Origin of the sequence: Curtobacterium sp. TC1, assembly GCF_019844075.1 — a bacterium.
In the GTDB taxonomy this organism is placed as follows: Bacteria; Actinomycetota; Actinomycetes; order Actinomycetales; family Microbacteriaceae; genus Curtobacterium.
On record NZ_CP081964.1, the window covers coordinates 1124984 to 1145066 of the forward strand.

19 protein-coding genes and 1 tRNA gene are annotated in these 20083 nt (G+C 71.3%); 12 read left to right on the forward strand and 8 right to left on the reverse strand.

All coding sequences use genetic code 11. The annotated features are described in order from the left end of the window. Positions 1-93 precede the first annotated feature (93 nt). The 5 genes from KZI27_RS20195 to KZI27_RS06485 all read left to right on the forward strand — a co-directional run bounded on the left by KZI27_RS20195 (position 94) and on the right by KZI27_RS06485 (position 6352). Entirely contained in the window at positions 94-2082 is a 1989-nt protein-coding gene (locus tag KZI27_RS20195) for a S1C family serine protease (RefSeq protein WP_261784122.1), read from the forward strand. A gap of 183 nt (positions 2083-2265) precedes the next feature. After that, on the forward strand, positions 2266-3309 hold the full coding sequence (locus KZI27_RS06470; protein WP_222660024.1) for a glycosyltransferase family 2 protein: 1044 nt from the start codon (positions 2266-2268) through the stop codon (positions 3307-3309). A gap of 5 nt (positions 3310-3314) precedes the next feature. Continuing rightward, entirely contained in the window at positions 3315-4136 is an 822-nt protein-coding gene (locus tag KZI27_RS06475) for a CDP-alcohol phosphatidyltransferase family protein (protein WP_123313359.1), read from the forward strand. Then, positions 4133-5071, forward strand: a complete 939-nt coding sequence (locus KZI27_RS06480) for a glycosyltransferase family 2 protein (protein WP_261784123.1) — start codon at positions 4133-4135, stop codon at positions 5069-5071. Before KZI27_RS06475 ends, KZI27_RS06480 begins: the two co-directional genes overlap by 4 nt. A gap of 48 nt (positions 5072-5119) precedes the next feature. Then, a complete protein-coding gene (locus KZI27_RS06485) occupies positions 5120-6352 on the forward strand; it encodes a CDP-glycerol glycerophosphotransferase family protein (protein ID WP_222660026.1) in 1233 nt (410 codons plus the stop codon). A 17-nt stretch (positions 6353-6369) separates the two neighbouring features. On the opposite strand, the gene KZI27_RS06490 is transcribed toward KZI27_RS06485, so the two are convergent. The 4 genes from KZI27_RS06490 to KZI27_RS06505 all read right to left on the reverse strand — a co-directional run bounded on the left by KZI27_RS06490 (position 6370) and on the right by KZI27_RS06505 (position 9122). Then, positions 6370-6672, reverse strand: a complete 303-nt coding sequence (locus KZI27_RS06490; RefSeq protein WP_123313361.1) for a hypothetical protein — start codon at positions 6670-6672, stop codon at positions 6370-6372. Between the two features lie 115 nt (positions 6673-6787). After that, positions 6788-7558: an ABC transporter ATP-binding protein gene (locus KZI27_RS06495; protein ID WP_123313362.1), complete on the reverse strand. Its 771-nt coding sequence runs from the start codon at positions 7556-7558 to the stop codon at positions 6788-6790. Continuing rightward, entirely contained in the window at positions 7558-8382 is an 825-nt protein-coding gene (locus KZI27_RS06500; protein ID WP_410004023.1) for an ABC transporter permease, read from the reverse strand. Before KZI27_RS06500 ends, KZI27_RS06495 begins: the two co-directional genes overlap by 1 nt. Positions 8383-8426: 44 nt before the next feature. Beyond that, positions 8427-9122: an NTP transferase domain-containing protein gene (locus tag KZI27_RS06505; protein ID WP_111085011.1), complete on the reverse strand. Its 696-nt coding sequence runs from the start codon at positions 9120-9122 to the stop codon at positions 8427-8429. Between the two features lie 298 nt (positions 9123-9420). Between KZI27_RS06505 and KZI27_RS06510 the strand changes: the two genes are divergently transcribed. The 3 genes from KZI27_RS06510 (at position 9421) to KZI27_RS06520 (ending at position 12613) form a co-directional block, all read left to right on the forward strand. Beyond that, positions 9421-10743 (forward strand): ABC transporter ATP-binding protein, encoded by a 1323-nt coding sequence (locus KZI27_RS06510; RefSeq protein ID WP_261784124.1) that lies wholly within the window; start codon positions 9421-9423, stop codon positions 10741-10743. After that, positions 10719-12290 carry an ABC transporter permease gene (locus tag KZI27_RS06515; protein ID WP_222660027.1) on the forward strand — a complete coding sequence of 524 codons (1572 nt, stop codon included), beginning with the start codon at positions 10719-10721 and terminating at the stop codon, positions 12288-12290. Before KZI27_RS06510 ends, KZI27_RS06515 begins: the two co-directional genes overlap by 25 nt. 62 nt (positions 12291-12352) lie before the next feature. Next, a complete protein-coding gene (locus KZI27_RS06520) occupies positions 12353-12613 on the forward strand; it encodes a DUF3039 domain-containing protein (protein WP_123313364.1) in 261 nt (86 codons plus the stop codon). A gap of 88 nt (positions 12614-12701) precedes the next feature. Here the strand turns inward: KZI27_RS06520 and KZI27_RS06525 are convergent, their stop codons facing one another. Then, positions 12702-13991: a nicotinate phosphoribosyltransferase gene (locus tag KZI27_RS06525; protein ID WP_410004024.1), complete on the reverse strand. Its 1290-nt coding sequence runs from the start codon at positions 13989-13991 to the stop codon at positions 12702-12704. Between the two features lie 39 nt (positions 13992-14030). Here KZI27_RS06525 and murI point away from each other — a divergent pair, with 39 nt between their 5' ends. The 3 genes from murI to rdgB all read left to right on the forward strand — a co-directional run bounded on the left by murI (position 14031) and on the right by rdgB (position 16266). Continuing rightward, on the forward strand, positions 14031-14870 hold the full coding sequence (gene murI, locus KZI27_RS06530; RefSeq protein ID WP_222660029.1) for a glutamate racemase: 840 nt from the start codon (positions 14031-14033) through the stop codon (positions 14868-14870). A gap of 74 nt (positions 14871-14944) precedes the next feature. Beyond that, positions 14945-15676: a ribonuclease PH gene (gene rph / locus KZI27_RS06535; RefSeq protein WP_222660031.1), complete on the forward strand. Its 732-nt coding sequence runs from the start codon at positions 14945-14947 to the stop codon at positions 15674-15676. Further along, positions 15673-16266 (forward strand): RdgB/HAM1 family non-canonical purine NTP pyrophosphatase, encoded by a 594-nt coding sequence (gene rdgB, locus KZI27_RS06540; protein ID WP_222660033.1) that lies wholly within the window; start codon positions 15673-15675, stop codon positions 16264-16266. Before rph ends, rdgB begins: the two co-directional genes overlap by 4 nt. Before the next feature lie 70 nt (positions 16267-16336). Here the strand turns inward: rdgB and KZI27_RS06545 are convergent, their stop codons facing one another. The 3 genes from KZI27_RS06545 to KZI27_RS06555 all read right to left on the reverse strand — a co-directional run bounded on the left by KZI27_RS06545 (position 16337) and on the right by KZI27_RS06555 (position 18892). Further along, on the reverse strand, positions 16337-17038 hold the full coding sequence (locus KZI27_RS06545) for a DedA family protein (RefSeq protein ID WP_222660035.1): 702 nt from the start codon (positions 17036-17038) through the stop codon (positions 16337-16339). A gap of 118 nt (positions 17039-17156) precedes the next feature. After that, positions 17157-17237: transfer RNA gene (locus tag KZI27_RS06550), tRNA-Leu, on the reverse strand. 362 nt (positions 17238-17599) lie between these two features. Further along, positions 17600-18892 (reverse strand): MFS transporter, encoded by a 1293-nt coding sequence (locus KZI27_RS06555; protein WP_222660037.1) that lies wholly within the window; start codon positions 18890-18892, stop codon positions 17600-17602. A 55-nt stretch (positions 18893-18947) separates the two neighbouring features. Here KZI27_RS06555 and mnmA point away from each other — a divergent pair, with 55 nt between their 5' ends. Next, positions 18948-20054: a tRNA 2-thiouridine(34) synthase MnmA gene (gene mnmA, locus KZI27_RS06560; RefSeq protein ID WP_222660039.1), complete on the forward strand. Its 1107-nt coding sequence runs from the start codon at positions 18948-18950 to the stop codon at positions 20052-20054. Positions 20055-20083: the final 29 nt, after the last annotated feature.

The following is a 20083-nucleotide window of genomic DNA, read 5'->3' on the forward strand; positions in this document are numbered from 1 at the left end:
CATAAGATCGGCAGAGGATGCTTCCAGCGTCGCCAGAAGCACCGCTCAGGTGGTTGCGACAGACTGCACGAGCTTGAAAGGAGCACGTCCAGCATGACCGACACCACGCCCAACGGGCAGGGCGACGAACGCCGTCCGGACGATGCGGCATCGCCTGCCGCCAGCGAGGACGCCGCCGCAGCGGCCACGAAGGGGAACATGTCGATGCCGAACGACTCCGAGCAGTTCGACGACACCGAGCGGTCCGACCCCGCCGCGCAGCACGCGGCTCCGTCCGACGACGCCACGGGCGCCGACCACACCGACGTGATCCCGTCGGCGACCGACCACCCCACGGACCGCTACACGGCTCCGTACCCGACGCTCTCCGGTGACCAGCAGCGCGGCCCCGGCCAGCAGCAGACCGGCTACGGGCAGCAGGCCTCGCCGTACGGGCAGGCGTCCCAGTACGGGCAGCAGCCTGCGGCCGACCAGACGAGCCCGTACGGCCAGCAGTCGCAGTACGGCCAGCAGGGCCAGTACGGCCAGCAGTCGCAGTACGGCCAGCAGGGCCAGTACGGCCAGCAGGGCCAGTACGGCCAGCAGGGTCAGTACGGCCAGAACCAGCAGAGCCAGTACGGCCAGAAGAACCCGTACGGCCAGAACCAGCAGTCCCCGTACGGCCAGCAGCCGACCGCGGGTCAGCCCCGGTACGGCGAGTACGCCCAGCCGGCCTCCGCCGCGGCCCCCGCGTCCTCGTCGGAGTACGCGACCGCATCGGCGCAGGCGCCGCAGTCCGCCACGAGTGCCTTCGGCGACGTCGACGGCGCGAACCAGCGCAACGGCCACTACTTCGACGACGGCGCCTCCGGCGCGGCCTCGACCCCCGCCGGCACCCGCTCGGGCCGCAACAAGCTCGTCCTGCCGATCATCGCCGGACTGGTCGTCGCAGGTCTGGTCGGCGGCGGTGCCGGCTGGCTCGCCGGGTCGTCGCAGGGCGGCACGGTCACGTCGTCGTCCGGTTCGTCGCAGGGCGGCAACCTGACGGTGAACGACTACGACTCCGCGACCGTCGTCACCGCGGTCGCGGCACAGGCGACACCGTCGGTCGTGACGATCAACGTGTCGGCCAGCAGCGAGGCCGGGACCGGCTCGGGCGTCGTGATGAGCAAGGACGGCTACATCGTCACGAACACCCACGTGGTGACGCTCGACGGCGACAGCTCGAACGGCCGCATCACGGTGACGACCTCGAACGGCAAGATCTACGCGGGCAAGCTCATCGGCACCGACCCGACGGTCGACCTCGCCGTCATCAAGATCGACGCGACCGACCTCAAGCCGATGGAGTTCGCCGACTCGTCGAAGCTCAACGTCGGTGACACCGCGGTCGCGATCGGTGCGCCCCTGGGCCTGTCGAACACGGTCACGGACGGCATCGTCTCGACCCTGAACCGCAGCATCCAGGTCACGTCGAGCGCTCCCAGCGAGGGCGGCGACTCCAACGAGGGCGGCAACGGCGGCAGCGGTCCCTTCGACTTCTGGGGCAACGGCGACAACGGCAGCAGCTCGTCCGCGAACACGACGGTCTCGCTGCCGGTCATCCAGACCGACGCGTCGATCAACCCCGGCAACTCCGGTGGTGCGCTGCTCGACGCGAAGGGCAAGCTGATCGGCATCAACGTCGCGATCGCGTCGGCCGGCAGCTCGTCGTCGTCGGACTCGGCGGCCGGCAGCATCGGCGTGGGCTTCTCGATCCCGTCGAACCTGGTGGAGCGCGTCGCGAACGAGATCAAGGACAAGGGCTCGGCCACGCACGGTCTGCTCGGTGCCACCGTGGGCGATGCATCCGAGGACACGAGCGCGACCCAGATGGGTGCCCTCATCAAGTCGGTCTCGTCCGGCGGGGCGGCCGCGAAGGCCGGTCTGCAGAAGGGCGACGTCGTCACGAAGATCGGTTCGGCGACCGTCTCCGACGCGACCGACCTGACGGCGCAGGTCCGCTTCTTCGCGGGCGGCGCGTCGACGACGATCAGCTACATCCGGAACGGCCAGTCCCACGAGGCGGACGTGACCCTGGGCACGTACGACAGCAAGGGCTGACGCCACCACGGACAGGACGGGAGGCCCGGTGCACGACGTGCGCCGGGCCTCCCGTCCGTCTGCGGGTCGCGTCGCGGGCGCACCGCAGGTTCCGGGTTCGGGTCTTGATAGGCTCATGGTCGCTCTGCGGGGCGGCACCGCCCCGGTGCGTCCCGTGCACCCAGCCAGCACCCCGAGGTACGCATGCAGACAGACGGACAGCCCCTGCCGGGCGTCTCGTACGTGATGCCCGTGCTCAACGAGGTCACCGAGGTCCGCGCTGCGGTCGCCAGCCTGCTCGACCAGGACTACTCCGGCGTGTTCGAGGTCATCCTCGCGCTCGGCCCCTCGATCGACGGCACGAACGAACTCGTCGCCGAGATGAGTGCGGCCGATCCGCGCATCCGGGCGATCGACAACCCGGTCGGGTCCACACCGGCGGGTCTGAACGTCGCGATCCGGGCGTCGGTGCACCCCGTCGTGGTCCGTGTCGACGCACACTCGGTCCTGCCCTCGGACTACACGCGCATCGCCGTCCGCACCCTGCTCGAGTCCGGCGCGGACAACGTCGGCGGCATCATGCGCGCCGAGGGCCGCAGCCCGTTCGAGCGAGCCGTCGCGCTGGCGTACGGCAGCCGCGTCGGGCTCGGCGGGACCCCGCACCACGTCGGCGGGACCGCGGGCCCCGCCGAGACGGCGTACCTCGGCGTCTTCCGTCGCGACCGTCTGTTCGAGGTCGGCCTGTTCGACGAGGGCATCAAGCGTGGTCAGGACTGGGAGCTCAACCGACGCCTGCGCCAGACCGGCGGCACCGTCTGGTTCACCCCCGAGCTGGTCGTCACCTACCGCCCGCGACCGAGCCTGAAGCGTCTGGTGCGGCAGTTCGTCGCGACCGGGTTGTGGCGCGGGGAGCTCGCCCGCCGGTTCCCCGCGAACAACGGCCTGCGGTACTTCGTGCCACCGGCGATGGTCGCCGCGATGGCCGTCGGGATCCTCGCCGGCATCGTCGGCATCATCGGTGCGGCCCTCGGCAGCCCGGTCGCCTGGGCACTGCTCGGGTTCGCCGTGCCCGCCGTGTACCTGCTCTTCGTCATCGTCGGGTCGGTCGCCGTCGCGCGTCGATCCGGGGTGGCGACCTTCCTCTGGTTGCTCGTGGTGCTGCCCTGCATCCACGTGGGTTGGGGGCTCGGTTTCATCATCGGGTTCCTCACCCGCACCTCCGAGTTGACCACCCACACCGGACGGTGACCCCCATGACCGACCACGCCACCCCCGGCCGCGGATCCGCACGCCCGACGTCGATCGCCGAGCTGCGGGCCGTCGCCCAGCCGGACGAGGTCCGTGCCCGCGCCAACGCCGAGCACTGGACGGCGTCGCTGTACCTGCGCGACGTCTCGCCGTACCTGACCTGGGTGCTGCTGAAGACCCGCGTCAGTGCGAACCAGGTGACCGGTCTGATGATCCTGGTCGGGTGGAGCATCGCCGCGGCCCTGCTCATCCCGGGCATCTGGGGCGCAGCGCTCGCCCTGGTGCTCGGGCAGCTGCAGATGCTCGTGGACTGCTGCGACGGCGAGGTCGCCCGGTGGCGTGGTACCCGGTCGCCCGCCGGGGTGTTCCTGGACAAGGTCGGGCACTACACGACCGAGGGTCTGATCCCGGTCGCGCTGGGCATCCGTGCCGCCACCTGGCCGATCCACGGCGCCGACTGGATGTGGACGACGATCGGTTGCGCCCTCGGTCTGGTCATCGTGCTGAACAAGGCACTCAACGACATGGTGCACGTCGCCCGCGCGAACGCGGGGCTCGACAAGCTCGTCGACCGACGCGACGCCTCGACCGCGCCGTCCGGTCGGAAGCTCGCCTCGCTGCGCCGCCTGGCCCGGTTCCTGCCGTTCCACCGCCTGTACCACTCGGTGGAGCTGAGCATGCTGGCGTTCCTCTTCGCGCTCATCGGACTGGCGATCGGCGACACGCTCGCCAGCCGGATCCTGGTCGGCGCGCTGCTGCCCCTCGCCGTGCTGGCGACCGTCGGGCACTTCCTGGCGATCATCGCGTCGAAGCGGGTCAAGGCATGACCGACGACGCGGAGACCGCAGACCCGGTGACGCCGGGGACGGTGCGTCGCCACGCGGTCCCACACCGTGCGCGGCCGCGCGTCGCCGTCGTGAGCCTGTCGCAGGGCACCCGGCCGGAGGACCTCCGCCGCGGACTCGACAGCGTGCTCGCGCAGCAGGGCGTCGAGCTCGACGTGGTCTGCGTCGGCAACGGCTGGGAGCCGACCGGTCTGCCGGACGGGGTCCGGACGCTGGCGTTGCCGGAGAACCTCGGGATCCCGGCCGGACGGAACGCCGGCGCGGAGGTCGTCGACGGGGACTACGTGTTCTTCCTGGACGACGACGCCTCGATCCCGTCGGTGACGTTCCTGCAGGACGCCGTCGCCCGGTTCGAGCGCGACCCCTCGCTCGGACTGCTCCAGCCACGCGTGGTCGACCCGACCGGCGCCGCGAACCCGCGTCGCTGGGTCCCGCGCATCCGCAAGGGTGAGCCGGACCACTCGTCGCCGGTGTTCTCCGTGTGGGAGGGCGCCGTGGTGCTGCCGATGGACGTCTACCGGGTCGTCGGTGGCTGGGGCGCCGAGTACTTCTACGCCCACGAGGGCATCGAGCTCGCGTGGCGGGTGTGGGACGCCGGTCGACGTGCCTGGTACGCGGGCGACATGGTCGCCCACCACCCGGCCATCGACCCGGCGCGGCACACCGAGTACTACCGCCTGAACGCCCGCAACCGCGTCTGGCTGGCCCGACGGAACCTGCCGGCGCCGCTCCGGCCGCTGTACGTCGGCTCGTGGGCCGCGATCCAGGTCGCACGCTGGTGGCGGCACCCGCGACGCCTGGGGACGTGGTTCGCCGGGATCCGCGAGGGATGGGCCACCGACTGCGGACCGACCCGGCCGATGAGCTGGCTGACGGTCGCACGGATGACCATCGCCGGCCGCCCGCCGGTCGTGTGACCACCCCGACCCACACCGCCACCGCCACCGCAGAACGGGAGACAGAGCATGCCGATCACCAGTGACCTGCGGACCGCAGTGCGCCTGGCCCAGCGGCTGCTCGCCTCGCGCCGGAGCCGCCGCGAACTCGCGCGTCGTCTGCCCTCGGTCGCGGTGCCGGCACCCGGCACGATCGAGATCGCGGTGTACTTCGCCGACGGCCCCGTGAACATGTACCAGGTGCGCCAGTGGTACGCACCGCTGGCCGAACTGGCGAAGACCCACCCGGTCGCGATCATCGCGCGCAGCCCCGGCACGATGACGACGCTGATCGACGAGTCGCCCGTCCCCGCCGTGTACGCCCGCCAGGTCGTCGACCTGGAGCACTTCGTCGAGACGCAGGCGCCGAAGGTGGTGCTGTACGTCAACCAGAACGCCCGCAACTTCCAGATGATGCGGTACGGGCGCATGTGGCACGTCTTCGTCAACCACGGCGAGAGCGACAAGATGTACATGACGACGAACCAGTTCAAGGCGTACGACTACGCGTTGATCGCGGGTGACGCCGCGCGCGGTCGGCTCGCCGAGGCCCTGTGGGACTACGACCTCGACGCCAGGACCATCGCGATCGGTCGTCCCCAGGCCGACCACTTCGCCGGCGCTGCCCCCTACCCCGACGACGACCGCACCGTCGTGCTGTACGCGCCGACGTGGGAGGGCGACCGGGGCGCCGCTGCCTACGGGTCGATCGCGTCCCACGGCACCACCATCGCCGAGCAGGTGCTCGCATCGCCCCGGCACCGCCTGGTGTACCGACCCCACCCGCGGAGCGGCGTGCTCGAGCCGACCTACCGCGCGGCGCACGAGCGGATCGTCGCGGCGATCGCGGCGGCGAACACGGCCGACCCGTCCGCCCACCACGTCCACGACACCGGCGGGGAACTCGGCTGGCAGCTGGCGGACGCCGACGTGGCGATCACCGACATCAGCGCGATGATCTACGACCGACTGGCGGTCGGCAAGCCGCTCATCGTGACCCGGCCGGTGTCGCCCGAGGCCGACGTCGACGAGCGCGGGTACCTGAGCGATGCGAACTGGTTGACCGCGGCCGATGCGTCGTCGGTGCTCGCACGGATCGACGCGGCCCTGGGCGACGCCGCCGAGCTCGCCAAGCTGCAGCACTGGGTGGCGCAGTACTTCGGCGACACCACGCCCGGCGCCGCGACGGCCCGGTTCCACGCCGCCGTCGAGTGGTTGCTCGAGCGCTGGCGCACCGTCGCCGCCGAGCGTGGGGAGCGCTGACCCCCGTCTCGACGTGGTCACGGGTGCAGGCCGGGGCCGACGAGTGACATCCGCCAGAGGTACTCGGACCGGTCCGGGCGTCGCCAGCGGACGATGACGACGCCGGTGTCCTGCGGATCGGCGCCGAAGACGGCGACGGACAGGTGTCGACCGGGCTCGAGCCGGCGGACCGCCAGTGGTGGGCTGTAGCCGGTGCCCAGGTGCGTGAGGGTGAGTCCGTCGACCGGTTCGTCCCCGGTGTTGACGAGGTCGTAGCGGCGCGGGGCCTGCGAGCGGTCGATGGTGAACGGGACGGCGTACGCGGGTGCTGGGTGGTGCATGGGGGGAACGGTAGGGGGAGGGTCCGACGGTGGGGCCCTGGTGTGGCGCGCGGGTCCCGTCGCTGTGGAGGGGGAGCGTGGTGCCCGGGTTGTGGAGGGGGAGTGCCCCAGCCGTTCAGACGCCGTAGTCGGCCGAGTACTGCGCGAGAGCTTCCTCGATGGTGCCGTCGAGCTGCAGCCGGCCCTTGTCGAGGTACAGGCCGCGGTCGCAGAAGCGGCGCAGGTCCTTGTCGCTGTGGGACACGAAGAACAGCGTCCGGCCGCCGGCCAGGAGCTCCTCGATCCGCTTGTAGCACTTCTCGCGGAAGGCCTTGTCGCCGACGGCGAGGACCTCGTCCACCAGGATGACGGGTTCGTCGAGCCGTGAGATGACCGCGAAGGCGATGCGCACCTTCATGCCGCTCGACAGGTGCTTGTACGGGGTGTCGACGAAGTCCGCGATCTCGGCGAACGCGATGATCTCGTCGAAGGCGGCACGGATCTCGGCACGCGACATGCCGTGCAGGCCGGCGGTGAGGTAGACGTTGTCGCGGACGGACAGGTCGCCGACGAAGCCGCCGGTGATCTCGATGAGCGGTGCGACACCGGCGCCGACGTCGACCCGTCCCTCATCCGGCAGCATCACCTGGGCCACGAGCTTCAGGAGCGTGGACTTGCCCTGACCGTTCCGCCCGACGACGCCGATCGCCTCGCCGGGGCGGACGTCGAACGACACGTTGCGGAGGGCCCAGAACTCGTCGGCGCGCTTGCGGCGCCCTCGTCCGGCGAAGAGGTCCTTGAAGTTGCGGCTCGCCCGCCGGTTGCGCTTGAAGCAGATGCCGGCGTCGCGCACGGAGATCACCGGGGCGACGGTCTCGGTGCGTCGGGTCTGGTCGGTGGCGGTCATCACAGCTCCTTCAGCACGCGGTGCTCGCTCCGGCGGAAGACCGCGAAGCCGATCACGAGGACGATGCCCGTGATGACCACCGATGCGCCGACCTCGAACCAGTCGAGCTGGCTCGGGAAGAACGCCGCCCGGTACATCCCGAAGACGCCGGTGAGCGGGTTGACCGCGGCGATGGGGCGCAGGGCGTCGGGCAGCGCGTGCGTGCCGTAGATGATCGGCGATGCGTAGAACAGGAACCGCAGGACGAGCTTGGTCGCGCGCTCGAGGTCGCGGAAGAAGACGACGAGCGGTGCGACGATCAGGCCGAGGCCGTACACGAGCGCGCACTGCAGCACGATCGCCACCGGGAAGAAGACGACCTGCCAGTGCAGGTGCGCACCGGTCGCGATCGCGAACGCGGCCAGCACGGGCAGGCTCAGCAGGAACTCGATGCCCTTCGATGCGTCGATCCGCGCGACCCAGATGGTGCGGGGGATCGTCGTCGAGCGGATGAGCTTCGACTCCTTGATGAACGCCCGCGTGGAGTCCGAGACGCCGCCCGTGAACCACATCCACGGCAGCAGCGCGGAGAGCAGGAAGACGATGTACGGGTCTTCGCCGACGGAACCGCGGTGGAACACCTGGGTGAAGACGAACCAGTAGATCGCCGACATCACGAGCGGGTCGAGGATCGACCAGACGTAGCCGAGCGCCGAGGTCGAGTACCGCACCCGCAGGTCGCGGACGGTCAGCAACCAGAGCGCATGACGATACCGCCGACCGGCGCTCCGGGTCGCCGCTGGTGCGGCAGCCGCGGGCACGGTCGGCGCGCTCGCTGTGGTCACGGTTTCCCTTCGGGCGGAACCGCCGAAGGGGTCCTGACGGAGGTTCAGGCGAACAGGTTGTTCGCGCGCTCGAGGTCCTCGGCGAAGTCGATCTCGACCGCGTACAGGTCGGAGATGTCGATCGGGGACCAGCGTAGCCCGTCCTCGGCGATGGCAGCCTCGATGCCGCCCTCGAAGTACTCCTGGTCGTCGACGCGCCCGAGCTGGCGGATGAGGGCCTGCTTGTCGTTCGCCGAGACGTAGTTGATGCCGACGGCTTCGCCGAGCCCACCGACGACCTGCTTGGAGAGCTTGTGGATGAAGCCCTCGGCGTCGACGGTGTACTTGACCTCTTCGTCGGAGACCTTGTCGGTGTTGACGCTGACGAACGAGTGGTCCTCGTCGATCATGTCCGCAGCACGGACGAGCGCCATCGGGTCGAAGACCACGTCGCCGTTCATCCAGAGGACACCGCTCTTGCCGGTCGCCTTGAGGGCGCGGAGCAGGCTCTTCGAGGTGTTGGTGGAGTCGTAGGACTCGTTGTAGACGAAGGACGCGTCGGGGAAGGCCTCGACGATGTGCTCCGACTTGTAGCCGACGACGATCGTCACGCGGGCGCTCGAACCGAACGCGGCGCGGATGTTGTCGAACTGCTGCTGCATGATGGTGCGGCCGTCACTGAGCTCCGTGAGCGGCTTCGGCAGGCTGCGGCCGAGACGGCTCCCCATCCCCGCTGCGAGGATCACGATCTGCGTGGTCATGCTGGTCCCTTCTGGTGTCCGCCCGCGCGCCCTGGGGCACGGGCGGGCCTCGTCGAGTCTGCTCGCGGAACGTCCGAGTTCGCCGAGAACCAGACGCCGCGGACCCGTCGGGCCTGCCGCTGTGCGGTGTCGGAGAGCCCGCCGGAGCAGGTTTCCAAGTGGTGAACACTCCTTCGTGCCCTGGTGAATGATACGGAAACACCCGCTCAAGGGGTAGGTCAGCGGCGCTTCGTACTCATTTCGTGACACTGGAGCAGGCGGTTCCCCGCTGTCCGGAGAGCGTTGGTACGGTTGGGCGATGGCCGCCGGAGCAGACAACGAGGACGTGTACGCCACGACCGACGCTGCCTGGATGACCGAAGCGAGCGACGCCGACGAGCGTGACGCCGCGGCGGGGGACGACGCCGACGACGACGACATGGGGGAACCGGATGCGCGCGACGCCTCCGTTGATGACGAGATGACCGACGACAGCACGGCCACCGACACCACGACCACCGAACCCGCGACCACCGAACCCGATCCGGCCGCCGAGCCGGAGTCGGCTGCCGTACCCGGTCCCGCGGCGCGTGCCGCGGCAGCGGCCCCGACGACCACCACCGGCGCCCGACCCGCCAAGGCGCGCACCACGAAGCAGCGCACCAAGCGACCGGCGAAGGCCGACGGGGCGACCGGCAGCGTGCCTCCCGGTCCGACCGCGAGCGACGCGACGAACTCGACCGGGGACGCACCGGCGACTGCCGCACCCGAGGCGGACGCACCGGAGACGGGCGCAGCGGAGGCGGGCGCCGCGACCGGCCCCGCCGCCAAGAAGCGCGCACCCCGGGCCACTGCCACGAAGGCCCCGCAGCAGCAGCAGCAGCCCGTCGTGCTCGCCGCGAACGGCCTCGTCAAGCGGTACGGGCAGACGCTCGCCGTCGACGAGGTCGACCTCGAGATCCGCCAGGGCTCGATCTTCGGCGTGGTCGGCCCCAACGGCGCCGGCAAGACGACCACCCTGTCGATGATCACCGGACTGCTGCGTCCCGACGCCGGTTCCGTCACCGTCCTCGACCACGACGTCTGGGCCGACCCCACGGCCGCCAAGCGGAGCCTCGGCGTGCTGCCGGACCGCCTGCGGCTGTTCGACCGGCTCACCGGCGCGCAGCTGCTCTACTACTCGGCCACCCTGCGCGGCCTCGACGGCGCCACCGCGCGCGAGCGCAGCACCGACCTGGCCGAGGCGTTCGGGCTCGGCGAGGCACTCGGCCGCCAGGTCGCCGACTACTCGGTGGGCATGGCGAAGAAGATCGCCCTGGCCGCCACCCTCATCCACTCGCCGCGGGTCCTCGTGCTCGACGAACCGTTCGAGTCGGTCGACCCCGTGAGCGCCGCGACCATCACCGACATCCTGCGCCGGTACACGCGCGGTGGCGGCACCGTCGTGCTCTCCAGCCACTCCATGGAGCTCGTCCAGCGCACGTGCGACTCCGTCGCCATCATCGTCGGCGGCAAGGTCCTCGCTTCGGGCACGATGGCCCAGGTGCGCGGTCGCAAGAGCCTCGAGGACAAGTTCGTCGAACTCGCGGGCGGCCGCGTCGTGGCAGAGAGCATGGAATGGTTGCACAGCTTCTCCGGCTGAGGGCCGACCTGCTCGCGGGCGAGGTCCGCGGCAGCGCCCGCCGGTCCGTGTTCGTCGTGCTCGGCAGTCTCGTCGGACTCCTCGCCGCCGTCTTCGTCGCGACGCAGACGGTCGCACTGCGGTCGGCGGACCCCGACACGGCCCGAGCGGTCACCGTGCCGGTCGGCACGCTCATCGCGTTCGCGTTCACCGTCGTCCCGCTCGTGGTCGGCCGGAGCGACCAGCTCGACCCGCGGCGCTTCGCGGTGTTCGGCATCCGCCGGCGCACGCTCGCGGTCGGCCTCGTCGTCGCCGGGCTGATCGGCATCCCCGTCACCGGGGTCGTCGTCGTGGCGGCGGCGCAGTCCGTGGTCTGGGCGCGGGACGCCGGTACCGGTGTGCTCGCGGTCGTCGGCGGGCTGCTGGCGATCGCCACGTGCGCGCTCCTGGTCCGCGTGTGCTGCACCGTCGGCTCGCGGCTGATCGGTCCGCACCGGTCCCGTGACGCCGGTTGGCTCGTCGCGCTCGTGATCATCGTGCTCGCGATCCCGGCGGTGTCGCTGCTGCTCCGCGTCGACTGGCTCGATCCCGAGGGCGCCGAGATGCAGCGCGTCGCGGACGTCGCCGGCTGGACGCCGTGGGGCGCCGCCTGGGCCGTGCCCGCCGAGGTCGCCAGCGGCCACGTCGTGACCGGGTTCCTCAAGCTGCTCGTCGCGATCGCCGTCGTCGCCCTGCTGACCTGGGCGTGGTGGGCGCTCGTCGGTCGCGCGCTCGACACCGTCGACGGTCGCGCCCGGACCCGGCGGTACCAGGGGCTCGGCTGGTTCGACCGGCTCGGGTCGACCCCGGTCGCCGCCGTCGCCGCCCGCGCCCTGACCTACTGGGTCCGCGACCCGCGGTACCGCACCTCGTACCTGATCATCCTGTTCGTCCCGCTCGTCGTCATCCCGCTCGGGGTCGCCGGCGTGCCGTGGCACTGGACGGCGCTCGTGCCGTTGCCGCTGATGGCGCTGATCGCCGGGTTCCTGCCGCACAACGACGTCTCGTACGACAACACCGCGGTGTGGCTGCACGTCGCCTCCGGGGCTCCCGGGTGGAGCGACCGCCTGGGCCGCGTCGTCCCGGTGCTCGTCGTCGGTGCGCCGGCGATCGTGGCCGGCTCGGCGCTGTCCGCCTGGTTGTCCGACGACTGGACGGCGTTCCCGCTGCTGATCGGCGTGAGCGCCAGCGCGCTGCTGTCCGGACTCGGGCTGTCGAGCGTCGTGTCCGTCCTGCTGCCCTACCCGACCGTGCGGCCGGGGGACCACCCGTTCCAGCAGCCGCAGGCCGCCGGGGTGACGGCGACGGTCGCGCAGTCGATGATGGTGATCGGCATCGTGCTCTGCACCGTCCCGGCCGCGTGGCTCGCGGTGCTCGCCTTCGTCCGCGGCGCCGAGCCGTGGTCGATGCTGACGCTCTCCGTCGGCATCGGGGTCGGCGTGGTCGTGCTCGTCACCGGGATCGTCGCGGGTGGTCGGTTGTTCGACCGACGCGGACCGGACCTGCTGGCGGCGGCGCAGCGCAACTAGCGTTCCGGAGCGCGCGCAGGGAGCGCAGCGCGCCCGAGCGCAGACCGTCGTACCCTGGACCCATGAGCATGACGGAACCAGGCGGCGGCCTCGACGTGATGGACCGGGAGCTCGAGAAGCTCCTCGAAGACGAAGCGATCGAACCCGGCGACCACGAGCGGTTCTCGCACTACGTCAAGAAGGACAAGATCCTGCAGTCGGCGATGTCCGGCAAGCCGGTCAAGGCACTGTGCGGCAAGAAGTGGATCCCGGGCCGCGACCCGGAGAAGTTCCCGGTCTGCCCGGACTGCAAGGCCATCTACGAGAAGATGAAGGCCGAGTAGACGCGGTCCGCGGATCGTGAGCAGAAATGGTCGGGTCGCCTTCGGGGACCCGACCATTTCTGCTCACGAAGCGATGCGCAGCGGCGCGCTAGATCACCAGGGTCGGGATCGCGGGGTCGCCGCGACCGATGCGCGCGGCGTCCGCCGGCAGCTCGGCCTTGGCACGCTCGTGGTGTGCCCGAGCGGCTTCGACGCCCTGCACCCCGAGGAACGCCGGGTCCACCTCGCCGCCGGTGACGACGGGCACGAGCAGGGCGCGCTCGTCGGGGCCGACCTGCCCGGCGGTCAGCACGACCTCGGCCGTGGCGACACCGTTGCGCAGGCGACGCCCGGCTTCCTTCCGCCCGCCGATCGAGGCCTTGTCAGCCGACTTCTTCGCCACGGCGACCCAGTCGTCGCCGTCGGCGGACCGGTGCGCCACGAGCTTGAAGACCATGCCGGCGGCGGGGTGTCCGGAGCCGGAGACGACCGAGGTGCCGACGCCGTACGAGTCGACCGGGGCGGCCCGGAGCGCGGCGATCGTGTACTCGTCCAGGTCGTTCGTGACGGTGATCTTCGTGCCCGTCGCGCCGAGGCGGTCGAGCTGCGCCCGGACCGCCGCCACGACGGACGGCAGGTCGCCGCTGTCGATCCGGACACCGCCGAGCTTGCCGTCGGTCAGGCGGACGGCGGTCTCCACGGCCTGCTCGATGTCGTACGTGTCGACGAGCAGGGTCGTGCCGTTGCCGAGGGCGTCGAGCTGCGAACGGAACGCCGCTTCCTCGGAGTCGTGCAGCAGGGTGAACGCGTGCGCGGCCGTGCCCATCGTCGGGATGCCCCAGGTGCGGCCGGCCTCGAGGTTGCTCGTCGCGCCGAAGCCGGCGATGTACGCGGCCCGTGCGGCGGCGACGGCGTTCCACTCGCCGGTGCGGCGCGACCCCATCTCGGCGAGTGGGCGGCCGTCGGCGGCGGAGACCATGCGGGCGGCCGCCGAGGCGATGGCGGAGTCGGCGTTGAACACCGACAGGGCGAGCGTCTCGAGCACGACGGCCTCGGCGAACGTGCCCTCGATCTGCAGGATGGGGGAGTTCGGGAAGTACACCTCGCCCTCGCGGTACGCCCGGACGTCGCCCGTGAAGCGGTAGTCGGCGAGGAACGACGCGGTGCCCGCGTCGATGACCCCGCGGTCGCGCAGGAACCCGATCTCGTCGTCGCCGAAGCGGAAGTCGCCGAGGGCGGTCAGGAACCGCCCGAGGCCGGCGGCCACGCCGTACCGGCGGCCGTCGGGCAGCCGCCGGGCGAACACTTCGAAGACGCAGCGCCGGTGGGCGGTCCCGTCCTTCAGGGCCGCGTCGACCATGGTGAGTTCGTACTGGTCCGTCAGGAGCGCGCTGGTCACCTCCCCGACACTACTGCGAGCGTCGGTACGCTGGTCACCGTGACGGATGCACCGATCGGAGTCTTCGACAGCGGGGTCGGCGGGCTCACGGTGGCCCGCGCGATCATCGACCAGCTGCCGCGCGAGAGCATCCGGTACGTCGGCGACACCCTGCACTCGCCGTACGGCCCGAAGCCCATCGCCGACGTCCGCCGCTACGCGCTCGAGGTCATGGACGACCTGGTCGAACAGGGCGTCAAGGCCCTCGTCATCGCCTGCAACACGGCGTCGTCCGCCGTGCTCCGCGACGCCCGCGAACGGTACGAGCAGGCGTACGGCATCCCGGTGGTCGAGGTCATCCAGCCCGCCGCCCGCGCCGCCGTGAAACAGACCAGGACCGGGCGCATCGGCGTCATCGGCACGGTCGGCACCATCGCGTCGCGCGCCTACGAGGACGCCTTCGCGGTGGCCTCGGACGTCACCCTCGCCCTGGCGGCGTGCCCGCGGTTCGTCGAGTTCGTCGAGGCGGGGGACACCTCGTCACCGGAACTGCGCGAGGTCGCCGCCGGGTACCTCGACCCGATCCGCACCGCCGACGTCGACACGCTCGTGCTCGGCTGCACCCACTACCCGCTGATGTCCGCGGCCATCCAGTACGTGATGGGCCCGGACGTCACCCTGGTGTCGAGTGCCGAGGAGACCGCGAGCGACGTCTACCGCCGGCTCGTCGAGCACGGCCTCGAACGCACCACCACCACCGCTCCGACGTACTCGTTCGAGTCGACCGGCGACGACGAGGACGGGTTCCTGCGGCTCGCCCGCCGGTTCCTCGGCCCCGAGATCGTCCGCGTCGGCCACCTCGAGACCGGCGCCATCACGCTGCCCCGTGGGCGGCCCTGAGCGGCGACCAGCCGCTCGCCGCCGCCCGCTCCGTCGAACCGCACCGCGCCTCCCGGCCGGACCGAAAGGACACCATGACCACCCGCATCGACGGCCGCCAGGCCGAGGAACACCGCCCCGTCACCATCGAGCGGGGCTGGAGCACGCAGGCCGAGGGCAGCGCGCTCATCTCGTTCGGCAACACCAAGGTGCTCTGCACCGCCTCGTTCACGAACGGCGTGCCCCGCTGGCTCGCCGGCAAGGGCACCGGCTGGGTCACCGCCGAGTACTCGATGCTGCCGCGGTCGACGAACGAGCGCATGCAGCGCGAGTCGATCAAGGGCAAGGTCGGCGGACGCACGCACGAGATCTCCCGCCTGATCGGGCGCTCGCTCCGTGCCGTGGTCGACACGAGGGCCCTCGGTGAGAACACCCTGGTCATCGACTGCGACGTGCTGCAGGCCGACGGGGGCACCCGCACGGCGTCGATCACCGGCGCCTACGTGGCGATGGTCGACGCGATCGAGTGGGGCCGCGGCAAGGGCTTCATCGCGAAGAAGGCCACCCCGCTCACCGACAGCGTGCAGGCGATCTCGGTCGGCATCGTCACGGGCGAGCCGATGCTCGACCTGGCGTACACCGAGGACTCCGCCGCCGACACCGACATGAACATCGTCACGACCGGGTCGGGGAAGTTCATCGAGGTGCAGGGCACTGCCGAGCACGCACCGTTCGACCGCGACGAGCTGAACGTCCTGCTCGACCTGGGCCTGGCCGGCAACCAGTCGCTCGCGTCGATCCAGCGTTCGGCCCTGGGCCTGGCGTGACGACCCGCGAGGTGGTGCTGGCCACCCACAACCAGGGCAAGGTCGTCGAGCTGCGCGAGATCCTCGGGTCGGCGCTGGGCGAGGGTGTCGAGCTCGTCGGCTACGACGGCCCCGAACCGGTCGAGGACGGCGACACCTACGCCGCGAACGCCCTGATCAAGGCCCGTGCCGCGGTCGCCCACACCGGGCTGCCGGCGCTCGCCGACGACTCCGGCATCGCGGTCGACGCGCTCGACGGTGCGCCGGGCATCCACTCGGCGCGGTACGCGGGCACCCGGTCGGACGCCGACAACATCGCGCTGCTGCTGCAGAACCTCGAGGGCGTCGTGGAGCGCACCGCCGCCTTCGTGTGCGCTGCCGCCTTCGTGACGCCCGACGGGTTCGAGCACGTCGTCGAGGCGGTGTGGAACGGCGAGGTGCTGACCGAACCCGTCGGCGACGGCGGCCACGGCTACGACCCGGTGTTCCGGCCGGACGACGCCGACCGCTCGTCGGCCGAGCTCACCCGCGAGGAGAAGAACGCGCTCTCGCACCGCAGCAAAGCGTTCCGCGGCATCGCGCCGATCGTGCGGGAGCACTTCGGGCTCTGAACCGCCCACCTGCGACGACGACAGGCCCACACCGAACGGTGTGGGCCTGTCGTGTTCGGTCCGGCGACAGCTACAGCTGCGGGTCGACGGCCGTCGACTCGACCTGGTGCTCGTGCTTCTTCGCCTTGCGGGCGTTCCGGATGTAGGTCAGCGCCATCGGCACGACGGTCACGACGACCGCGGCCAGCAGGATGATGTCGATGTACTCGCGCACGATGTGGGCGACGAACGGGATGTGCCCGATGAAGTACCCGAGGAACGTCACGCCGACACCCCAGACGACGGCGCCGATCGCGTTGTAGAGCGAGTACTTCTTGTAGTCCATGCGGCCGACGCCGGCGGCGATCGGCGCGAAGGTGCGGACGACCGGCACGAAGCGCGCCAGGATCACCGCGAGCGGACCGAACCGGTGGAAGAACGCGTTGGTCCGCTCGACGTTCGCCTTGGAGAACAGACCGCTCTCCTTGCGCTCGAAGATCGGCGGACCGGCCTTCTTGCCGATGTAGTACCCGAGCTCCCCGCCGAGGAACGCCGCGGCGCCGATCATCAGGGCCGCGACCCAGATCGGGATGCCGCCGATCTCGCCGCCGCGGTCGAACGCGAACAGGCCGGTGATGACGAGCAGGCTGTCGCCGGGGAAGATGAAGCCGATGAGCAGACCGGTCTCGGCGAAGACGATCGCGCAGACGACGAGCACGGCGACGGCCCCGAAGTGGTCGAGGATGTACTGCGGATCCAGCCATGGGATCAGGGCGAGTGCGACGGAGTGCATGTCTCTTCCGGTCGTGCAGATGCGGTGACGGGAGGGTCACCCGCACGACGAGGGTACCGTCCGCCGATGTCGCGGACGTCCCTCCGCGGTATGAGATGCGCGAGCACGCAACCGTCCGTGCGGAAGGAGGGACTCGAACCCTCACGCCTGGGGCACAGGAACCTAAATCCTGCGTGTCTACCGATTCCACCACTCCCGCGAGCAGCGGCAGTCTACCGATCGGTCCCTGCTCGGCGGACGTCGGTGCGTGCGCACGGTGCGCCGGACGTCATCCGGTGCGGGGTTGGTCGCTCCGTGCACCGCAGCAGGCGTGCACGGAGCGACCAGCGGCGTTGTGGGTGACCCCGTCGACACGGTGCGGTGTTCGTGACGGAGGTGCGCCGGGCCTCCCGGGCAGTGGCCCGCACGTGCGCACGGTGCGCCGGACGTCACCCGGTGCGGGCTTCCTCGCTCCGTGCACCGCAGCAGTCGCGCACGGAGCGGGGAACCTCGCACGGAGTCGCGGAACGCGCACCGTGCGCCGGCAGCGCGGCGCGCGGTGCGCGGTACGCGCCGCGCGCGTCAGCGGAGCTGCCGCGGCAGGTACCGGGGGACGTAGCGCAGCAGCACGCCGGCGCCGATCAGGCCGAGCACGCCCATCACGCCGCTGGCCACCGCGATCGTCGCGACGGCCGTCACCCCCGAGATCACGAGCGGTGCCGCGGCCGACCCGAAGTCGCCGGTGAACCGCCAGGCTCCGAGGAAGGGCGCCGGGTCGTCGCGTGGGGCGAGGTCCGCGCCGAGCGTCATCAGGATGCCGGAGCCCACGCCGTTCGCGAGGGACATGCCCATCGCGATGCCGACGAACCAGCCGACGCGTGCGTCGAGGTGCCCGCTCCAGGCGAGCAGGAAGTAGCTGATGCTCAACCCGAGCATGCAGGGGAGTGCGCTCGCCAAGCGGCCCCAGCGGTCCATGATCTGGCCGCTCGTGTAGAACAGCGCGAAGTCGACGGCGCCGGCGATGCCGATGACCAGTGCCGCCGTCGAGTCGTCGAGCCCGACGCTCACCGCCCAGAGCGGCAGGATCACCTGGCGTCCGGCACGCATGGCGCCGATGAGCGCGGCGCCGCTGCCGAGCCGCAGCAGGACGGCGCCGTTCGCGCGGATGGTGCGGAAGAGCCCGTGCGCCTCCTTCTCGACGAAGACCGCTCCGGTGTCGGTGGACGGCTCCGTCACGCCGGTCGCGTCGGACCCCGACCGGGAGGCCCGTGGCGGCATCCGCAGACCGCGCGCGCCCGTCGCGGGGTCGCGCAGCACCAGGAGCACGGTCGCCGCCGCCAGGCAGCACACGACGTGGATCCAGAAGGCGCTGGCGGTGGTGCCGGTCAGGTGGATCACGCCGGCGGCGAGGAACGGCCCGACGAAGTACCCGAAGCGGAACACCCCGCCCAGGCTCGAGAGCGCCCGAGCGCGGATGCGGACGGGGATCGCCGTGGTCACGTAGGCGTGCCGGGCCAGTGCGAACACCGCGGTCGAGACACCGACCAGGAACACCCCGAGCGCCAGCACCCACGCGTTCGCCGCGGTCGTGCAGACGACGAGTCCGCCGACCGACACCAGGGCGGCGCCGATCATGGCGTTCCGCTCGCCGATCCGGGCGACGACGATGCCGGACGGCACGTCGCCGATGAGCTCGCCGACCAGGATGAGCGACGCGACGAAGCCCGCGAACGCCAGGGTCGCCCCGAGCGAGTCGGCAGCGATCGGGATGATCGGGATGATCGCGCCCTCGCCGATCGCGAAGAGTGCCGCCGGCAAGAAGCCGGACAACAGGACGGACCGGAAGTCGAATGAGTCGTTCCCCGTCGTGGCCATCGCACCACAACGGTACGCCAGCGGTACCCCTTCGTCGGCGGGTTACCCTGGAGGCATGCGTGTTCTGGCGGCGATGAGCGGTGGGGTCGACTCGGCGGTGGCTGCTGCCCGGGCGGTCGACGCCGGGCACGACGTGGTCGGGGTGCACCTGGCGTTGAGCCGGATGCCGGGCACGCTCCGCACCGGCAGCCGCGGGTGCTGCACGATCGAGGACTCGATGGACGCCCAGCGCGCTGCTGCGGCCCTCGGCATCCCGTACTACGTGTGGGACTTCTCGGCCCGGTTCAAGGAGGACGTCGTCGACGACTTCGTCGCCGAGTACCAGGCCGGGCGCACCCCGAACCCCTGTATGCGGTGCAACGAGCGCATCAAGTTCGCCGCCCTGCTCGAGAAGGCCCTGGCCCTGGGCTTCGACGCCGTCGCGACCGGGCACTACGCCTCGATCGTCACCGGACCGGACGGCTCGCGCGAACTGCACCGGTCGGCCGCGTGGGCGAAGGACCAGTCCTACGTGCTCGGGGTCCTGACCGCCGAGCAGCTGCAGCACGCGATGTTCCCGCTCGGGGCGACCCCGTCGAAGGACGAGGTCCGGGCCGAGGCCGCCGAGCGTGGCCTGACGGTCGCGCAGAAGCCGGACTCGTACGACATCTGCTTCATCCCGGACGGCGACACCCGCGGCTGGCTGGCGGACCGCGTCGGCACGGCGCCCGGCAAGGTCGTCGAGCGTGACGGCACGGTCGTCGGTTCGCACGAGGGCGCGACCGGCTACACCGTCGGTCAGCGACGGGGCCTCGCCCTCGGTCGCCCGGCGCCGGACGGCAAGCCGCGCTTCGTGCTCGAGATCCGCCCGAAGGACAACACCGTCGTGGTCGGGCCGAAGGAAGCCCTCGCCGTGACGTCGATGTCGGGCTCGCGGTTCACCTGGGCCGGGACGGCCCCGGCCGACCCGGCGACACCGTTCGCCTGCGACGTGCAGATCCGCGCGCACGCCGACCCGGTGCCCGCGACCGCGCGGGTGCAGGACGACGTGCTCGTGATCGACGTCGACGAGCCGCTGCACGGGGTCGCACCCGGGCAGACGGCCGTGGTCTACGTCGGCACGCGGGTGCTCGGACAGTGCACGATCGACAGCACCGTCAGCGCCGTCCCCGTCGGCGCCTGAGACCGCCGCTCCCGGGCGGCGGCCTCGCT